This window comes from uncultured Nostoc sp., from assembly GCF_937863485.1.
Taxonomy (GTDB): Bacteria; Cyanobacteriota; Cyanobacteriia; order Cyanobacteriales; family Nostocaceae; genus Nostoc.
In genome coordinates, this window is sequence record NZ_CALMFY010000059.1 from 1 (window position 1) to 16,031 (window position 16,031).

The following is a 16,031-nucleotide window of genomic DNA, read 5'->3' on the forward strand; positions in this document are numbered from 1 at the left end:
TCTCGCGAATATTTTTGGCTTCTCCCCCTCTTTTTGCACAATTGGGATGCTCCCTGTGCTTTGGTGACATGAGGGCGGTCTAGAAGACCGGAGCAATAGATCATCCCTGCTAGACTTCTAACTGTGTAAGCACCGCGACTGAAGCCGAACAGATAGATTTCGTCACCAGTAACATAATTGAGACTAAGAAATCGGTAGCAATCTTCTATATTTCTATCGATTCCTAGTCCGGTAGCTCCCCCTAAAACCTTTTGACTCTCGGTTCCAACGCCCTCGTCATAAAATATGATTTGTGTAACCCCGTCCCTGGCGATCGGTTTTACAGATTGAGCTAACTTAACCACATTGCTTGGGTAAGGACTTATTAATTGTTGCCAGGTTCCATCACAGCATATAACAAGACGTTTCATACTTGTATTTCAAAGGCTTTGAGTAATTAAATCAACGATGTTTTTGGTTTTATAACACTTTTTACTAACTAAGTAAAATAAAATTTTATGACAGCGATCGCAGCATCAAGTTAAGATAAATTAAGGCGATCGCACTAGCAGCAGCATCGCTGAAAGCCTGGGCTTCATCCTTCATCGAAGGACTAGTATCAATAACGATAACTAAATCAACAGTAGGTATAAAGCTTGCCTGCTTAATCATGCTTTTTTCCTTTTTTTCTTTTGGTTGAAACTGAAGAATTTCCCACTTGAAAAGGATAATAATTTTCAATCTAATCAAGAAATTAAAACCTAGTTTTAAATAAGAGTTTACTTATTTTAGTGTTTTAAAAACAAGAACATAAATGTCATATATTTAACCTGTAATTAAAATCTCTTCAAGAATAAATACATATGTTTTTGTTTTTGTCAATAAATAAATGTCATAAATAGCCCTTTCAAGGTAAGTAAAAATTTTAGTTAAGGAATTTCTCATTAATCTTTTTACTATATATTATTATACGTATATTCTTAGTTAAATAAATTACTTAATATAAATAATTAAGTAAAAATACTCTAGTTAATTAAATTTGGTTTTTAAAATAAAATTATCAGTGTGCATTAGACCTCTTGCAAAAATAAATTATGGTACAATAATGGGTTATCAAAATTTGCTTTCTATCTCTATCAAACATCCCAATGAGGTAACAAAAGTTCTCTGTATAGATTCTGATATGGATTTTTTATAAAACCCCTAATCATACCACAAAACTTTTTTGCAAGAGGTCTACTAAAGTAAAAAATATTGCTTATCTACTAATTACTATTGCTATGACACCTTCCACAAACCAGATTTATCCCGTTATTTGGCATAATGACTCAGTGTCACTAATTGATCAAACCCGCTTACCCAACGAATATACATTTGTGGAAATTCACCGCAGTGAAGATATGGCGCGGGCGATTAAAACCATGATTGTCCGAGGTGCGCCTGCAATTGGTGTGGCTGCGGGGTATGGAATGTATCTTGGTGCTAGGGAAATTGAAACTAGCGATCGCCACGAATTTTTGCAACACTTAGATAAAGTAGCCCAGCTGTTGCGTTCTACTCGGCCGACGGCGGTAAATTTATTTTGGGCAATTAGCCGAATGATCAAAGCCGCCTACGAAACGCTGGGAACAGTGGAAGACATCAAACAAACCCTTTTCCAAATAGCCCAAGCAATCAACGCTGAAGATTTGCAAACCTGTCAAGCGATCGGCGACAATGGTTTGGCAGTCTTGCCCACTACCCCAAAAAAGCTGACGCTACTTACCCACTGCAACGCTGGGGCGTTAGCTACTGCTGGTTATGGCACAGCCTTGGGTGTTGTGCGTTCTGCATGGAGGGAAGGACGTTTAGAACGTTTATTTGCCGACGAAACCCGTCCCCGCTTACAAGGCGCAAAACTTACCACTTGGGAATGTGTGCAAGAAGGTATTCCAGTTACATTAATTACTGATAATATGGCAGCCCATTGCATGAAACAGGGTTTGATTCATGCTGTAGTTGTGGGTGCTGATCGAATTGCTGCTAACGGTGACACCGCTAATAAAATTGGTACGTATAGTTTAGCGATCACAGCTAAAGCACATAATATCCCCTTCTTTGTAGCTGCACCCCTTTCTACCGTTGATTTTGAATTAGCCGATGGCAGCCAAATTCCCATTGAGGAACGCGATCCAACAGAAATCTATCAAGTTGGTGATACCATTCTCACACCTGCGGGTGTAGATTTTTACAACCCAGCTTTTGATGTGACTCCGGCTGAGTTGATTACAGCAATCATTACAGAGAATGGAGTGATCGCACCTCATAAATTAGCAAAATCACAGCTAAAGCAAGTAGTGTAAATCATTAAGGGACTTTACTGGTCAAGAGAAAGATATGCCCAAAGACGGACTTTCTTTCTCTAAGCCAGAACAGGCGATCATTGATAAGTGGCTTAAAGATAATAAACCTCTCTAAGAATGAGCCTGAAACCCTTATAAAAACGTGGTTGATTCTCAGTTTCTGGAGATGTCTAATAACCACAGCTTCAGCCGTAGTCACAACAACTTAAGCGTTACTTATAGCACTTTCAACGTTTATAACTACAACTTCAGCATCTATAACTACAGCTTAAGCTGTAGTAACAACGACTTAAGCATTAGTTATAACACCTTCAGTAATGATAATTACTGTTTAAACCGTAGTAACAACAACTTAAGCGTTACTTATCACACTTGAAGCGTTATTAACTACAGAAGAAGTTGTTCTTACTACAGCTTTAATTTTATGAGTGACAGCGTTTAGTGTGGTAAGGAACCTTACAGCAATTTTCAGGTAAATAGACCACAGTGGTTGAACCTTCTCGTAGGCATCATCTTCGGTAATATAATTTACAGCGTCAGCCATTGCTTGATCGAGTAATTCCAGTGTGCGCGCTTCACGGGAACGGAGAAATTGCTTCAATTTCGACCAACAAAGTTCTATGGGGGATAAATCAGGAGAGTAGGGGGGCAAAAACTTGACTTTTGCACCAACAGACTCGATGGCAATTTTTACACGCTCCGCCTGATGAACCCTCAGATTATCCATAACCATGATCGCCCCTTTCCACAATTGAGGAGCTAAGACCTGAGTTACATATGTGAGAAACACCTCAGTATTGGTACGATTTAGTCTAAACTCCAGTTATTCCGTAGGAATAGATTACTTGTCGTAACCGTTTTACAAGGGGTTTATTGACAGCTTTGATGCTTAGGATAGTGCGCTCACTTTTGTACAAAAGAAGTTCAGTGCTGATGATGAAGGTAGAATTTGCCTGTTACTGCTTTTTGTCTAGTGGAACCAAAATGTAGGTTGTCTGGTTATTAGGTATATTAGCGTTCTGACTAGCAGATGGAGTGTCATCCTCAACTGCACTCTGGTCTACGTCCACTGTACCTTTTACAGTGTCTTTAACACCTTCAGCTGCACCCTTAACAATATCCACTGTATTTTTTATAGTATCGTTAACGCCTACAGCTGTACCTTTAACAGCATCCACTGTATCTATTGCAATGCTGTTAACGTCCAAAGCTGTATCTTTAACAGCATCTCCTACATCTTTTACAGTTTCGTTAACACTGTCAGCTACAGTCTTTATTGCGTTTCCTACATTTTTTACAGTTTGATTAAAACTCCCGGTGGCACCCTTTACAGCATTTCCTACACTTTTTACAGTTTTGTCAACTTTTTCGGTTGTACCCTTAATAGTTAAAGCCGCAGCTAGTGCACCCAATGTAGCACCAATGAGCGCTCCAAATGCTACTTTAGCTAAGTCATTATTCGTGCTTTTATCTGCTGTATAATTATTGGCTTGATCTGTAGAGATATCAATATTTCCTTCAGGCTGCTCTGAAAACTGTTGATTTGCATTCATAATAATCTTCTCTTTTGTAATAAGACAGAAAAACAATACCTAGACGTTTTTTTGTTAGTATCGCAGAGTTTAAGTTGGAAAAACGTAAGTTGTCTAGTAACTAATAATTCACGAACTTTCTATGTTTGCAGGTAGTCCTTAAAGTAGAAGGAATAAGTATATAGCGGTTCCCGATCTAGTGAGGTACGTTTTAAAAGCTACTAACTTTGATAAAAAAGATTTGGGTGTACTTCATCTGCTTAGGAAACGCTATATGTCCTTTGAAAAAAGCAACTATTGCTTATCCTTAATCTTTAAAAACTACTTTATTAGACTTCTCTCAGCTACAAACTCAGAAAATTATTGGTTTGCAATCCTATGCGCTTGTTTCTAAGAGTCACTAAAGCCGAGCAATTTTTTCTGAAAATGAGTCTTCTTTAACAGAAGCTATTGGTATTCATTCATTTATAGACATAAGCGACTTTCCAAAAACCCCCTTTGTCTGATCTGAATCTGGAATATACAAGGTCGAGGTACGGTCTATATCTCCTATACCAATTTCATCATTCTTGATTTACGGGTTAGTTGCAACTATCTCCGCTTATATTGATTGCTCTGATTTTCAGATGGTTTAGCATTTTCTGCTGTATCCTTTGCTTTGTCCGCAGCACTTTGTACAGCTTCATCAACACCTTCTGTTGTGCTCTGTACTGCGTCTAATGTTCCTACAGTGGTTTCCTTGGCTACGTCAGCGACATTTTCTGCTGTATCTTTTGCCTTGTCCGCAGCACCTTGTACAGCTTGATTAAGACCCTCTGCTGTACTTTGTACTGTGTCTAGTGTTGCTACCGTGGTTTCCTTAATTCCCTCAGCGACATTTTGTGCTGTATCCTTTACTGTGTCCCCAGCAACTTGTACAGCTTGATTAACACCTTTTGCTGTACTCTGCAATGCGTCCAGTGTTCCTACAGTGGTTTGCTTGGCTACGTCAGCAACCCCTTCTACGGTGTCGATTGTACCACCTACAACAGCTTGGATAGTACCCTCAGCGACACTCTTTGCCGCGTCCCCTAGACCTTTTGCTGTTTGACCAAGACCATCACCAATAATCTTTGATGCGTCTCCTATACCTTTTATAGTGTGGTTAAAGCCTTTACCTATTCTTTTACCAGCCAAAGCGCCAGCTAATGAGCCTAACGTAACACCAATGAGTCCTCCTATCAGTGCTCTATTTAATGTAGGATTGCTACCTCCGTTTGCTGGACGAACATCGGATTGAGGCGTAATTGTAGGAGCATTTGAAGGTCTAGATACTCCAGCATCTATGGTTGTGTCAGTTGAACCAGCATAAGATTGACCTGCTGTTGTACGGTTAGCATACTCGATTCCAGATACTCCAGCATCTATGTTTGTACTAGTTGAACCAGCATAGGATTGACCCGTTGTCGTGCGGTTAGCATTTTCAACCTGTTTGTCTAAATCTTGCTTACTCTCAACCATATCAATAATCTCCTTGATTAAAACCAGATAGCTGTTAGTTATTTCTAATACCTAATCTAGCTAGCACAGAGTGCAACTTAATCACTCTAAAGAAACACATATAAGGTGAAATGACTGGAGTTTAGACTAGTCAGGAGTGCGAAACTCAGAAGGCTCATTCTATAAAGCCTAAAAACCTTGGTTTTAGTTCCTGGAAACATCTTAAATCCGTATCCTTATTTTTTGGAAATTTAGTTTTGCACCGGGAACTAGACTAAAAGCGATATGAGAGAACGCAAATCAAATGGAATTAGAGATTAAAAATATTATCTTGTTAGCCTCAAAGCATCCGCGACCTTTAATAATTATGTAGTGTGTATACTACACAAAGTAATACAATAATGATAATCATAAAAAGGGGTGTCTGATTGAATACAGTCCCCCTTTAGTCCGATCTATAACTACATAAATAACTTCATTAAAAGGAAAATATATCTCTATCCAGCTTTTAATAATTGGAAACCAAATTTCTTCAATATTTATGTAATTTAAAGACAGAAATCTTTGAATTCTCTTTCTTCTACTTTCAAAAAATATGGGGATAGGTAAGGCAGTAGCCAGTGCTTCTATGCTGACAGTCTTAATAGATTGTAATAAATTTATCAGGATTTTTAGTAATAAATATTCTGCACGTCCCAATTCTTGTTTGAGGTGTGTCTCGTAGAATTCTGGTAATATTATCATTAAATAGTCTACCTAAACCTCGCGGAAAGTCCCCTGGTTGGGAACCAGGCAAAAAACGTCACCGTAAAAACTGATATCCAATTGTTACAGCAATTTTCAGGTAATTGAACCACAAACTGCGGTAAGCTGGCAAGGGAGTTATTGTTAGATTCGATGCTAATATCTTACTCAGGAGATTTGCGTATTCGCGTGATTACAGCGGATGTTGCAAAGGAAGGCTCTCAACGTCAGTTGGCTGAAAGATTTAAGGTCAGCCTGTCATTTGTGCGAAATCGAAAATTGCTGTAAAATGAATTCTCTTGCTAATAGCTAAAATCTTCTAAAGATGACTAACAAAGGGTTTGAGTCCACTTGAATGGACTTTAGCTACTAGCCCAGAAATTTATTTCTGGGCGGGCTAAGGAGCTAATTGACAATGCTACAATATCTCAGGTTAAAAGACTTGAAGCTAGCCTGCGAATAAAATTCGCCAAAACTTAAGTTGACACTAATGCATTTAACCAAAATGCTGAATAATTGCCTCGGCAAATTCAGAACATTTTAAGGGTTCAACTGGCGGTTCTAGCAATCGGGCTAAATCGTAGGTGACTTGACTACTGGCGATCGCATCGCTTAAACCTTTCTTAACTAGGTCTGCGGCTTCTTGCCAACCCAGAAACTCCAGCATCATCACACCAGACAAAATCACTGAACCAGGATTAATCCGATCTAAGCCGGCGTGTTTGGGTGCAGTGCCGTGGGTAGCTTCAAATATGGCACTAGAATCACCAATATTTGCCCCTGGCCCCATTCCCAAACCACCAACAATGGCGGCAGCGGCATCAGACAAGTAGTCGCCGTTCAAGTTCATTGTCGCCAAAATCGAATACTCATCCGGTCTAGTTTGGATTTGTTGAAAAATACTGTCAGCAATCCGGTCATTCACCAAAACTTTATCTTTCCATTTGCCCTCGCCGTGGGTTGCCCAAATTGTGTTAAGAACAGTTTCAACTTCCTTGACAACTTGCGCTTTCTTGTCTTCAGTGAGAGCATCAAACCCAGGCTCAATCTGGCAGGCGTTTTCTTCCAAGGAAATATTGGGATTTTTTTCCTTGTTACTCAAAATCCAAGATTCCTGTTCAGTGACAGTTTCTTGGCGAAATTCGCTGGTTGCTAGTTCATAACCCCAATCGCGGAAAGCGCCTTCGGTGTACTTCATGATATTGCCCTTATGCACCAAAGTCACTTGTTGTTTGTGTTTGGGCAATAGCAAGGCGTGTTTGATCGCACGTCTAACTAGACGCTGGGAACCAGTTTTGCTGATGGGTTTGATACCAATACCAGAATCAAGAGGAATTCGTTTTTTTCCATGTTCTGGGGTGGCGGGGATCAGTTCTTCGTTGAGAATTTTTATTAAGCGATCGCCGATTTCGCTACCTTGTCGCCACTCAATGCCTAAATAAATATCTTCCGTATTCTCTCGATAAACAATTACATCCAGCTTTTCAGGATTTTTGTGCGGTGAGGGCGTACCTGCATAGTAACGGCAAGGACGCACACAGGCATACAAGTCAAAAATTTGCCGCAGCGCCACATTTAAAGAACGAATTCCCCCCCCAATGGGAGTAGTCAAAGGCCCTTTAATAGCTACACCATATTCTTCAATAGCCGTGAGAGTGTCTTGAGGTAAATATTGATAAGTACCGTATAAATCGCAAGCTTCGTCCCCAGCGTAAACCTTGAACCAACTAATTTGACGCTGACCCTTATATGCTTTGGCTACTGCGGCATCTAGCACTTTTTGGGTAGCAGGCCAGATATCTATACCTGTACCATCGCCCCGAATAAAGGGGATAATTGGATTGTCAGGTACGATTGGTTCACCATTTTTGAAGGTGATTTTTGCTCCGGTTGCGGGGGGGGTAATCTTGTCATACATAGTTCACACACTCCTAATCGATACGCTGCTAGTTAAAAAAACCCTATGTGGCAGGCTTGTATATTTTGCTGTGTCTTTTGTTTACCAAGCCATAAGGCGCAGATTTTCCCCCTATTCCCCTTGTACATTATTTGGGGATTAAGTGTGGGATTCAGTGAAGCGATCGCAATTTTGTGCGATCAAAAATAGTAAACTACTTTTCGCTATCAGTGCTTCGCCTTAAAGAAGCCTAATAGCTTACCACTTTTTCACTGACCGCTAAAACGAGAATGGCATGACAGACCCAATGATTTTATCAGGCCCTGCTAATGACATCGATTCCCTGCGACGACCATTAATCACTGGGTCTGAAAAAGTCCAACAACAGATAATCCCACAGTTAGCTGAGTTGGGTAATGAGGGATTAGACGTGTTGATGGAATTTTTACTGAAACGACGTGAGAACCCAGTGACTTGGGTTGATGGCAAAGCTTACCAAGTCCTCTATAACTCTGATGCACCTCAAGCTAAAGAATTTTTGCGCTCCTATTTTCCTGAGGGAATTGTACCTCTAAAATCAGAGTGCGGCATTAATTATAATTCTTTGCAACAACTACTGGCTGTTCAAGACTTCCAAGCAGCCGATCGCGTGACCATAGAGAAAATGTGTGAGCTATCAGGGCCAACGGCTGTACAACGAAAATGGTTGTATTTTAGTGAGGTAGAAAATTCCTCCGCTGTTGACTTGCAAACCATTAACAACCTATGGTTAGTCCACTCCGAAGGTAAATTTGGCTTTTCAGTGCAGCGAGAAATCTGGTTGAGTTTGGGTAAAAACTGGGAGAATTTCTGGCCGAAAATTGGCTGGAAAGAAGGTAACAATTGGACGCGATATCCTAACGAGTTTACCTGGGAATTGAGTGCGCCTAGAGGTCACTTACCCCTTTCTAATCAACTTCGGGGGGTACGAGTCTTTGCTTCTTTACTTTCTCACCCTGCTTGGTCGAAGAATCCAGAAAAATGATTTTGAGCCTACGTACAAATAGATTATGATAAATCCCACTAACCGAGAATTCTACGTCATCATTGAACGAGATGAAGATGGCTACTATGTCGGAGAAGTCCCTCAGCTAAAAGCCTGTTACAGTCAGGGAGAAACAATTGATCAGTTAATGGCTAGTATGAAAGAAGTAATTGAACTTTGTTTAGAAACAAAAAGTGATGAAGAAATACCAGAATTTATAGGTATTCAAAAGGTAGTAATTTAATGCCAAAACTACCAGTTTTAACAGGTAAAACAGTTATTAACGCCCTTGAGAAAATAGGATTTCAGGCAGTGTGTTAAAAATCTCATGTACAAATGGAACATGAGAATGGACGCTTAGTAACTATTCCTGTTCATACTGGTAAAACAATAGGTAAAGGATTATCTACGCAAAATACTACGCGATGCTGAACTGACGAGGGAAGAGTTTATCGCATTGCTGGAATCATAGAGTTGGGAAGTTTTCTACCAATTCCAAACCCACTATCTCAAATTGGATAATGGCAAACGTTCGTCTAGAAGATATTAAGCGTAGATTTAATAACGTCACCGCGATCGAGGACATTACCTTTGAAATTCCTGATGGTGAGTTTTGGGTTCTAGTCGGGCCATCGGGTTGTGGTAAGTCTACAATTTTGCGAACGATCGCTGGTTTAGAAACCGCCACATCTGGTAAACTCTTTATTGGCGATCGCTTAGTAAATAATATCCCAGCCAGACAACGGGATGTAGCGATGGTATTTCAGAACTACGCTCTCTATCCTCACATGAGTGTGGCGGAAAACATCGGCTTTGGCTTGCAGATGCGGAAGGTTGACCGGAAAATCATTCAAGAACGGGTGATGAATGTGGCGCGATCGCTTTCTCTAGATCACCTGCTGGATCGTAAACCCAAACAACTTTCTGGGGGACAGCAACAACGGGTAGCATTAGGGAGAGCGATCGCTCGTGAACCACAAGTGTTTTTACTTGATGAACCTTTATCTAATTTAGATGCCCAATTGCGCGATGATACAAGGGCAGAGTTGAAACAGCTACATCAAGAATTAGGCATTACAACAATCTATGTCACCCACGATCAAGTTGAAGCGATGACTTTGGCTGATAAAATTGTCGTCCTAAATCGAGGGCGGATTCAACAAATCGGCGATCCCCAAACTATTTATGCAAGTCCTGCTAATCAGATGGTGGCAAGTTTTTTAGGCAGTCCGCCAATGAATATTTTACCTGCAATCTATGAAAATAACGGTTTTGATGTGAGTGGACAGTTATTAGCGATTCCAGCAGTTGTGAAAGAAAAATTACAGTCGCGTCAAGGACACAGTTTTGATTTGGGGATTCGTCCAGAGCATATAAAAATTAATCCTGACTCAGAACGGGCTGAACAACAGCTATCCGCTAACAAAACTCAAAACTCAGGACAGTTATCAGTAGAAGTAAAAGTGGTGGAACCCTTGGGAAGGGAAACTTTGATTCGTGCTGGTTTACCTGGTTCGGCGGTGGTGTTGAATATTCAGGTGGGTGGGGATGTGCGTCCGCGTCCAGGCGATCGCCTTTCTCTACAACTCGATTTAAATCAATTGTTTGTGTTTGATCCCAAAACTGGGGACAGAATCTTATAAATAGTTTTTTAAGCTGCCAAAAAATAATCGCCAATTCCCAATTTTTTGTAGCCATAATCTAAGAAAATAAAAACTGCAATAGAGACTTAATGGATTAGCTGCAAAAACTTATATGACTATTAATCGACGCCATTTCTTGTTTTTACTCACAGCAGGTGCGGGTGCTTTTGCATTAGATGCTTGTGCATTGGCAGAGAAATCTCCTGAAGCAAAGACTGCAATACCAAATACAACACCAAATACAACACCAAATGTAACACCAAATACAACACCAAATACAGCACTAAATACAACAGGAGCTATCCAACTACCACCTTTAGCTTACGCTTACGAAGCACTGGAACCGCACATCGATGCCAAAACGATGCAATTTCACCATGATAAACACCACGCAACTTATGTAAAAAACCTGAATGCGGCCTTAGACAAACACCCAGAACTCAAAGGTAAAACTGTTGAAGAACTGTTGCAGAAACTTGACAATGTACCACAAGATATTCGCAAAACAGTACGCAATAATGGCGGTGGTCATGTAAACCACTCAATGTTCTGGAAAATTATGAAGCCAAAAGGTGGGGGAGAACCAACAGGAAATATAGCCTCCGCGATTAATCAAAATTTTGGCTCTTTTGCAGCTTTCAAAAAACAGTTTAACGAAGCTGGTGCTGGTCGTTTTGGTAGTGGTTGGGTTTGGCTAGTGCGTAACAAAGGTGGCAAGTTGGAAGTGACAACTACAGCTAACCAAGATAGTCCTTTAAGTGCAGGTAAATACCCCATTCTGGGTAATGACGTATGGGAACATGCATATTATCTAAATTACCAGAATCGCCGCGCCGATTATTTAGATGCTTGGTGGAACGTGGTTAATTGGGATGAGATTAACAATCAGTTCACAGCAGCAAGTAAATTTGCCTGAAACCAGACAATAATTTAGAGCAATAGGTACTTAAAAACTGGCTACAGAAACAACATTCTGCTGCCAGTTTTTTATGTAATACCAAATGTGTAAAGGATAGATTGTTTCACCAAAAAGTGTAATACCAATTAACAAAAACCTTGATACATATAGATTTATCGTAGGGGCACGGCAACGCCCATGCATGTCAAATTAAGGTAAAACTCCTTTAAAAACCTCGTTTCTAGCCAGAGGATAGAAACGAACCTTATTAAAAGCTAGACTACCTCTATTTTTGGCGAAGGTGTTATTTAATAATTAGCTTTATTCAACGCTTGCAGTTATTTTTTTTCTTTTTTTAAATTTAACATAGTTTAATTTTACTTTAAAAATATGAATATATATATTGTAATTTAGATTACACATATCGTATTAAACTACTTATACTTTCCAAAATTCTATAAAATTATAATTTTTTGATTTCATCAACTTAATTATAAGGAGGATACTCTCATGAAGATTGATTGCAAATTATTGATGGTTGCTTTAACTATTCCATTATTTATTGGAATTTTAAATTTTAAAGCACAAGCTCAAGTTACTAGAAAATTGGGTGTAGCTGGTGATATTCCCGTTCCCGGCAATTATGATAAGGATGGTAGAACTGATATTGCAGTATGGCGACCAAGTAATGGTACTTGGTATGTAATTAATAGTTATACGCGTCAAGTAGTTATTAGAAAATTGGGCGTAAATGGTGATGTTCCTGCCCCTGGTAAATACGATGATGATGCTAGAACTGATTTTGCAGTATGGCGACCAAGTAATGGTACTTGGTATAGAATTAACAGTTCTACAGGTCAAGTAGTTATTAGAAAATTGGGCGTAAATGGTGATATTCCTGCCCCTGGCATTTATAATTTCTCTATTAAGAGTGACTTCGCAGTATGGCGACCTAGTAATGGCACTTGGTATATTCTGAGGAATTAGGGCTAATATTTTGTCTAGTTAATTTCCTCCAAACAATATCTTTACCAACCCTGCTCTGACAAAGTTTGATTTTTGCTCATTTCCCCCTTGCGGGGAGGAGTCATTTTATGTGGCTAATTCATCCTTTCACTCAGCAACACCCTCTTTCTGGCACGGACTCCTACTCAAAGCGGTTTTTGAGAAGGTACACCTACAGCACGAGGAAAATTAAGTGCTGTGTTTGCTATCTTACGCACATAAAGGCAATGACGGATGCTATCACTTAGAGGAGTGGTAAATTTTTCAATTAACTCAATCACACCACCTAGCTGGCTAACAGCATTTTGTAAATCCGTGGTTTCTTCCTTTGTCCAATTACCGCGATAAATTATGGCTAAACCTCCCTGTTTGAGCAGTGGTAAGGTATATTCTGCACAGACAGAGGCTGCCCCTACAGCACGGATCAATGCAATATCGTAAGCTTGTCGATGCTGGGGGTGCTGACCGATTTCTTCAGCCCTACCAACAAGAGTTTTGGCATTGGTAAGGGCAAGTTCAGTTAGTATATTGTCGATAAAAGTAATTTTTTTCCGAGTGGAATCGAGAAGAGTAATTGTGCAATTAGGTACAGTAATTGTCACTGGAACACCCGGAAAACCTGCGCCTGTACCAATATCGATGAGAGCGGAGGGAGCAGAGGGAACAGGGGAGCAGGGAAGTAAAGGAGTAGGGGAGAAATTTGCTGATAACAGAGGTGCAATTCCTCGTAGAGAATCCCAGAGATGTTTTTCCCAAAACTCTTGGGGATCAGTGATCCGAGTTAAATTTAGTTGGCGGTTACCTTCTAGGATTAACTCATAAAGCCTTTGGAATTGCGCTTGCTGTTGGGCTGTTGGTTGCCAATTGAGAGTTTGCTGCCAAATTTCTGCCATCTCAGGCAATAAGTAAGTCATTAGTTAGGAGTTAGGAGTTATTTTCTTTATCTACTTATCTACCCATCTCCATGATCTCCCTTATCTGTATCATTTTCCCTGCTTTCCTTTCATACTGCTGGTAGGGGTTCTTTTACTTTGCCTTCCAGTGTCTTTGGGTCTACTGATTGTAGTTCACCGTGGTTGAGTGTCCAGCAACGATCTGCGATCGCTAACAGATCCCCAGCATCGTGTGTCACTACTAACAGTGTCCAATCTTGTTTCAGTTTTGCCAATAAACTTACTAGTTGCCGACGCATTGACCAATCTAACCCAGCTGTGGGTTCATCCAATAACAGTAAATTTGGCTGGCGAATCAATTGTACTGCCAAAGCTAAACGTCGTTGCTGACCACCACTTAAGGCATGAGGGGCAGCGGAAAGCGATAAATGCTCTAATCCCACCTCACTCAGCGCCTGTCTAACTCGTTCTGACCCTAACTCAGGATGTCCTAAACGCAATTCTTCTAAAATTGAACCACCGCAAAAGTGCCGCTCTGGAAACTGAAATACCAAGCCAGCCAATTGTTGTAGCTGTTCGGGTATCAGTTCTTGTTCCCGCCAGAAGAGTGCGCCAGTAGTAGGTTCGGCTAGTCCCGACAAAATTTCTAGTAAGGTACTTTTTCCCGAACCACTTGGGCCAATAATCAGACCTAGCTGCTGGGGTGCTAATTCCAAGTTGATCGATTTGAGAATCGCTGTTGGGCACGCTGTCGGGTGATAAATTACATTTCGGAGATAGAGCATTTGTTAAAATTACCAAAAAGTCAGCAAATTACTGATTAGCTACACTGAGAGCATCTGGAAAATTCTGGAAAAATTTCTAGCGCATTACCCGGATTAACACCTTAATTTAGCAGCAAGAATAATCCACTTTTTCTCCATTGTGGCAGACTCACCCTTAAAACTTTGGCTACAACAAGCCTGGGAACATGGAAAAATTACCAAAGTCAACCTTTATATAAAAAATTTTAGTTGAAGCAGAGGCAAGTTCAGATTAACCATTTTTTGCATTCTAAGTAACACATACAACTATTTCAACCGCAATTCTTCTGAGGGTTAAAATGACTAAAAGGTTTTCTTCACCTCGATTAGTAGTGTTTGCTAGACTCACTACCTTTGCTCAGACTGCTTTTGGCGTTGCAATCGCACTTAATCTCTGGGTAAATCCCTCCCTGGCTGGTGATCCATTTCGCAATCGCGAACCTCATCAAATTGGCGACCAAACAGAAGCAGCTTTTAAAGCGATTTTCCAACAGGGCAACTATCCAGCGGCAGAGCGTTATCTGCAACAAGCACTATCCAAAGAGCCAAATGAACCTCTAGCTTATGCCATGAATGCATCTTTAGCATACGGAAATAAGGATTGGGCTAAACTAGACACCTACAGTCAAAAAACTTTAGAAACCGGGCAAAAACTGATTCCTAGCGATCCATTGCGTGGTAATTTATACACTGCTGTTGGTTATTTTTTAGAGGGTGCAGTAGTTCTCACCCGTGAGGGTACAGTCAACGGTGTGCCGCAAGCCTTTAGTCGGTTACGGCAAGTTTATGAATATTTAGACAAAGCTGAAGCAATTTCTGCCAATGATCCAGAACTGAGTTTAATCAAGGGTTATATGGATTTACTGTTGGCGGTTAATTTGCCTTTTGCTAGCCCAGATCAGGCAATTGGACGCTTAGAACAAAATGCTGCTCCTCAGTATCTCGTGGATCGGGGTATTGCTCTTGCTTACCGAGATTTAAAACGGTATCCCCAAGCCCTAGAGTATGTCAACCGGGCGATCAAAACCACATCCGATAATCCAGAAATTTATTATCTCAAAGCTCAAATCCTGAAACAACTAGGACAAAAAGAAAAAAGCCAGCAGATGATCCAGGAAGCGATCGCTAATTTTGACAAAGCATTGACTAAAAAATCCCAACTCCCAAGCGATTTAGTCAAACAAATTGAGCGTGAACGCAGCAGGACTGTTAGCCTGAATAATCCTGGGTAATTAGGCATTGGGTGCAAAGGAGAAAAATTTTTCCTCTATTCCCTATTGTTTACTTTGATATGCTTATTTCCAGAAGAGTAGTTGAGATATTAGACCAAAATGGAGATTCAGTTCCGCGAAATTAATCCTTTTGATATGTGGATTTGGCTGAAATTCAGCACAAATCCTTCTGGGCGTGAAAAGCAATATGTAGAAGAAGTTTTCAACTCCTGGTTTTATCTAGGTAAATTGGGTGCATTTAATGCCGAGAATCTCCAGGTGCAGGACACTGGACTTGATATCAGCTACATGAATTATGATGCACAAGGGTATGAAAAAAGCCTGCTCGCACTGATGCACAACATCGGTGAGTTTGAATACCAGGGTCAATGGGGACGTTGTTGGTTTGACTTAGGAACCAGTGATGCGATCGCCCTGGATATTTTAATCAACGCCCTCACACAGCTAAGTGAGGAATATGTCACCATTGAAGAATTATACATTGGTGGCGAAAATTCAGATTGGCCAGTTGAGGATAGCGAAAGTCGTCCTCAGTCTATTTATGATAATTAGTGACAAAA

Annotated in this window: 17 protein-coding genes and 1 pseudogene; 9 read left to right on the forward strand and 9 right to left on the reverse strand. The window is 40.4% G+C overall.

Features of this window, described 5'->3' with window-relative positions; translation table 11 throughout:
- Positions 1–410: DUF2235 domain-containing protein (locus tag Q0541_RS08895; protein ID WP_298908460.1), on the reverse strand; the 410-nt coding region annotated here is incomplete at its 3' end.
- 85 nt (positions 411–495) lie between these two features.
- Positions 496–651, reverse strand: a complete 156-nt coding sequence (locus tag Q0541_RS08900) for a hypothetical protein (protein ID WP_298908462.1) — start codon at positions 649–651, stop codon at positions 496–498.
- Between the two features lie 608 nt (positions 652–1,259).
- On the opposite strand from Q0541_RS08900, the gene mtnA reads away from it, so the two are divergent.
- Complete coding sequence (mtnA, locus tag Q0541_RS08905; protein WP_298908465.1) at positions 1,260–2,321, forward strand: S-methyl-5-thioribose-1-phosphate isomerase; 1,062 nt, start codon at positions 1,260–1,262, stop codon at positions 2,319–2,321.
- Between the two features lie 352 nt (positions 2,322–2,673).
- Here mtnA and Q0541_RS08910 read toward each other — a convergent pair whose 3' ends face one another.
- From Q0541_RS08910 to Q0541_RS08930, 5 genes and pseudogenes are all read right to left on the reverse strand, one after another.
- On the reverse strand, positions 2,674–3,144 hold the full coding sequence (locus tag Q0541_RS08910) for a transposase (RefSeq protein WP_298908532.1): 471 nt from the start codon (positions 3,142–3,144) through the stop codon (positions 2,674–2,676).
- Between the two features lie 133 nt (positions 3,145–3,277).
- Positions 3,278–3,874, reverse strand: a complete 597-nt coding sequence (locus Q0541_RS08915; protein ID WP_298908468.1) for a hypothetical protein — start codon at positions 3,872–3,874, stop codon at positions 3,278–3,280.
- 570 nt (positions 3,875–4,444) lie between these two features.
- On the reverse strand, positions 4,445–5,353 hold the full coding sequence (locus Q0541_RS08920; RefSeq protein WP_298908472.1) for a hypothetical protein: 909 nt from the start codon (positions 5,351–5,353) through the stop codon (positions 4,445–4,447).
- A 390-nt stretch (positions 5,354–5,743) separates the two neighbouring features.
- Positions 5,744–6,070: pseudogene (locus Q0541_RS08925) on the reverse strand (IS4 family transposase); the annotation flags it as partial.
- A gap of 502 nt (positions 6,071–6,572) precedes the next feature.
- Positions 6,573–7,994 (reverse strand): NADP-dependent isocitrate dehydrogenase, encoded by a 1,422-nt coding sequence (locus Q0541_RS08930; protein ID WP_298908474.1) that lies wholly within the window; start codon positions 7,992–7,994, stop codon positions 6,573–6,575.
- Positions 7,995–8,268: 274 nt separating this feature from the next.
- Here Q0541_RS08930 and Q0541_RS08935 point away from each other — a divergent pair, with 274 nt between their 5' ends.
- The 6 genes from Q0541_RS08935 (at position 8,269) to Q0541_RS08960 (ending at position 12,525) form a co-directional block, all read left to right on the forward strand.
- Positions 8,269–8,997 carry a GUN4 domain-containing protein gene (locus Q0541_RS08935; protein ID WP_298908477.1) on the forward strand — a complete coding sequence of 243 codons (729 nt, stop codon included), beginning with the start codon at positions 8,269–8,271 and terminating at the stop codon, positions 8,995–8,997.
- A 25-nt stretch (positions 8,998–9,022) separates the two neighbouring features.
- The gene (locus Q0541_RS08940) at positions 9,023–9,241 is read left to right on the forward strand and encodes a type II toxin-antitoxin system HicB family antitoxin (RefSeq protein ID WP_298908479.1); all 219 of its coding nucleotides are present in this window, start codon (positions 9,023–9,025) and stop codon (positions 9,239–9,241) included.
- A 92-nt stretch (positions 9,242–9,333) separates the two neighbouring features.
- Positions 9,334–9,429, forward strand: a complete 96-nt coding sequence (locus tag Q0541_RS08945; RefSeq protein ID WP_298908482.1) for a hypothetical protein — start codon at positions 9,334–9,336, stop codon at positions 9,427–9,429.
- Positions 9,430–9,518: 89 nt separating this feature from the next.
- Positions 9,519–10,640, forward strand: a complete 1,122-nt coding sequence (locus Q0541_RS08950; protein ID WP_298908485.1) for an ABC transporter ATP-binding protein — start codon at positions 9,519–9,521, stop codon at positions 10,638–10,640.
- A 112-nt stretch (positions 10,641–10,752) separates the two neighbouring features.
- Positions 10,753–11,556, forward strand: coding sequence for a superoxide dismutase (locus tag Q0541_RS08955; protein WP_298908487.1), 804 nt, complete (start codon positions 10,753–10,755; stop codon positions 11,554–11,556).
- Between the two features lie 492 nt (positions 11,557–12,048).
- On the forward strand, positions 12,049–12,525 hold the full coding sequence (locus Q0541_RS08960) for a hypothetical protein (RefSeq protein ID WP_298908489.1): 477 nt from the start codon (positions 12,049–12,051) through the stop codon (positions 12,523–12,525).
- Between the two features lie 164 nt (positions 12,526–12,689).
- On the opposite strand, the gene rsmG is transcribed toward Q0541_RS08960, so the two are convergent.
- A complete protein-coding gene (gene rsmG, locus Q0541_RS08965) occupies positions 12,690–13,457 on the reverse strand; it encodes a 16S rRNA (guanine(527)-N(7))-methyltransferase RsmG (protein WP_298908492.1) in 768 nt (255 codons plus the stop codon).
- An 89-nt stretch (positions 13,458–13,546) separates the two neighbouring features.
- The gene (locus Q0541_RS08970) at positions 13,547–14,221 is read right to left on the reverse strand and encodes an ABC transporter ATP-binding protein (protein ID WP_298908494.1); all 675 of its coding nucleotides are present in this window, start codon (positions 14,219–14,221) and stop codon (positions 13,547–13,549) included.
- A gap of 317 nt (positions 14,222–14,538) precedes the next feature.
- Here Q0541_RS08970 and Q0541_RS08975 point away from each other — a divergent pair, with 317 nt between their 5' ends.
- Together Q0541_RS08975 and Q0541_RS08980 are read left to right on the forward strand one after the other, a co-directional pair.
- A complete protein-coding gene (locus Q0541_RS08975) occupies positions 14,539–15,471 on the forward strand; it encodes a Sll0314/Alr1548 family TPR repeat-containing protein (RefSeq protein ID WP_298908497.1) in 933 nt (310 codons plus the stop codon).
- 99 nt (positions 15,472–15,570) lie between these two features.
- Entirely contained in the window at positions 15,571–16,023 is a 453-nt protein-coding gene (locus tag Q0541_RS08980) for a DUF3531 family protein (RefSeq protein WP_298908499.1), read from the forward strand.
- Positions 16,024–16,031: the final 8 nt, after the last annotated feature.

What these genes read in the sequence shown, in the direction of transcription:
- Q0541_RS08900 (WP_298908462.1), bottom strand. Translation starts at nt 651, where the DNA reads ATGATTAAGCAGGCAAGCTTTATACCTACTGTTGATTTAGTTATCGTT.
- mtnA (WP_298908465.1), top strand. Translation starts at nt 1,260, where the DNA reads ATGACACCTTCCACAAACCAGATTTATCCCGTTATTTGGCATAATGAC.
- Q0541_RS08915 (WP_298908468.1), bottom strand. Translation starts at nt 3,874, where the DNA reads ATGAATGCAAATCAACAGTTTTCAGAGCAGCCTGAAGGAAATATTGAT.
- Q0541_RS08920 (WP_298908472.1), bottom strand. Translation starts at nt 5,353, where the DNA reads ATGGTTGAGAGTAAGCAAGATTTAGACAAACAGGTTGAAAATGCTAAC.
- Q0541_RS08930 (WP_298908474.1), bottom strand. Translation starts at nt 7,994, where the DNA reads ATGTATGACAAGATTACCCCCCCCGCAACCGGAGCAAAAATCACCTTC.
- Q0541_RS08935 (WP_298908477.1), top strand. Translation starts at nt 8,269, where the DNA reads ATGACAGACCCAATGATTTTATCAGGCCCTGCTAATGACATCGATTCC.
- Q0541_RS08940 (WP_298908479.1), top strand. Translation starts at nt 9,023, where the DNA reads ATGATAAATCCCACTAACCGAGAATTCTACGTCATCATTGAACGAGAT.
- Q0541_RS08945 (WP_298908482.1), top strand. Translation starts at nt 9,334, where the DNA reads ATGGAACATGAGAATGGACGCTTAGTAACTATTCCTGTTCATACTGGT.
- Q0541_RS08950 (WP_298908485.1), top strand. Translation starts at nt 9,519, where the DNA reads ATGGCAAACGTTCGTCTAGAAGATATTAAGCGTAGATTTAATAACGTC.
- Q0541_RS08955 (WP_298908487.1), top strand. Translation starts at nt 10,753, where the DNA reads ATGACTATTAATCGACGCCATTTCTTGTTTTTACTCACAGCAGGTGCG.
- Q0541_RS08960 (WP_298908489.1), top strand. Translation starts at nt 12,049, where the DNA reads ATGAAGATTGATTGCAAATTATTGATGGTTGCTTTAACTATTCCATTA.
- rsmG (WP_298908492.1), bottom strand. Translation starts at nt 13,457, where the DNA reads ATGACTTACTTATTGCCTGAGATGGCAGAAATTTGGCAGCAAACTCTC.
- Q0541_RS08970 (WP_298908494.1), bottom strand. Translation starts at nt 14,221, where the DNA reads ATGCTCTATCTCCGAAATGTAATTTATCACCCGACAGCGTGCCCAACA.
- Q0541_RS08975 (WP_298908497.1), top strand. Translation starts at nt 14,539, where the DNA reads ATGACTAAAAGGTTTTCTTCACCTCGATTAGTAGTGTTTGCTAGACTC.
- Q0541_RS08980 (WP_298908499.1), top strand. Translation starts at nt 15,571, where the DNA reads ATGGAGATTCAGTTCCGCGAAATTAATCCTTTTGATATGTGGATTTGG.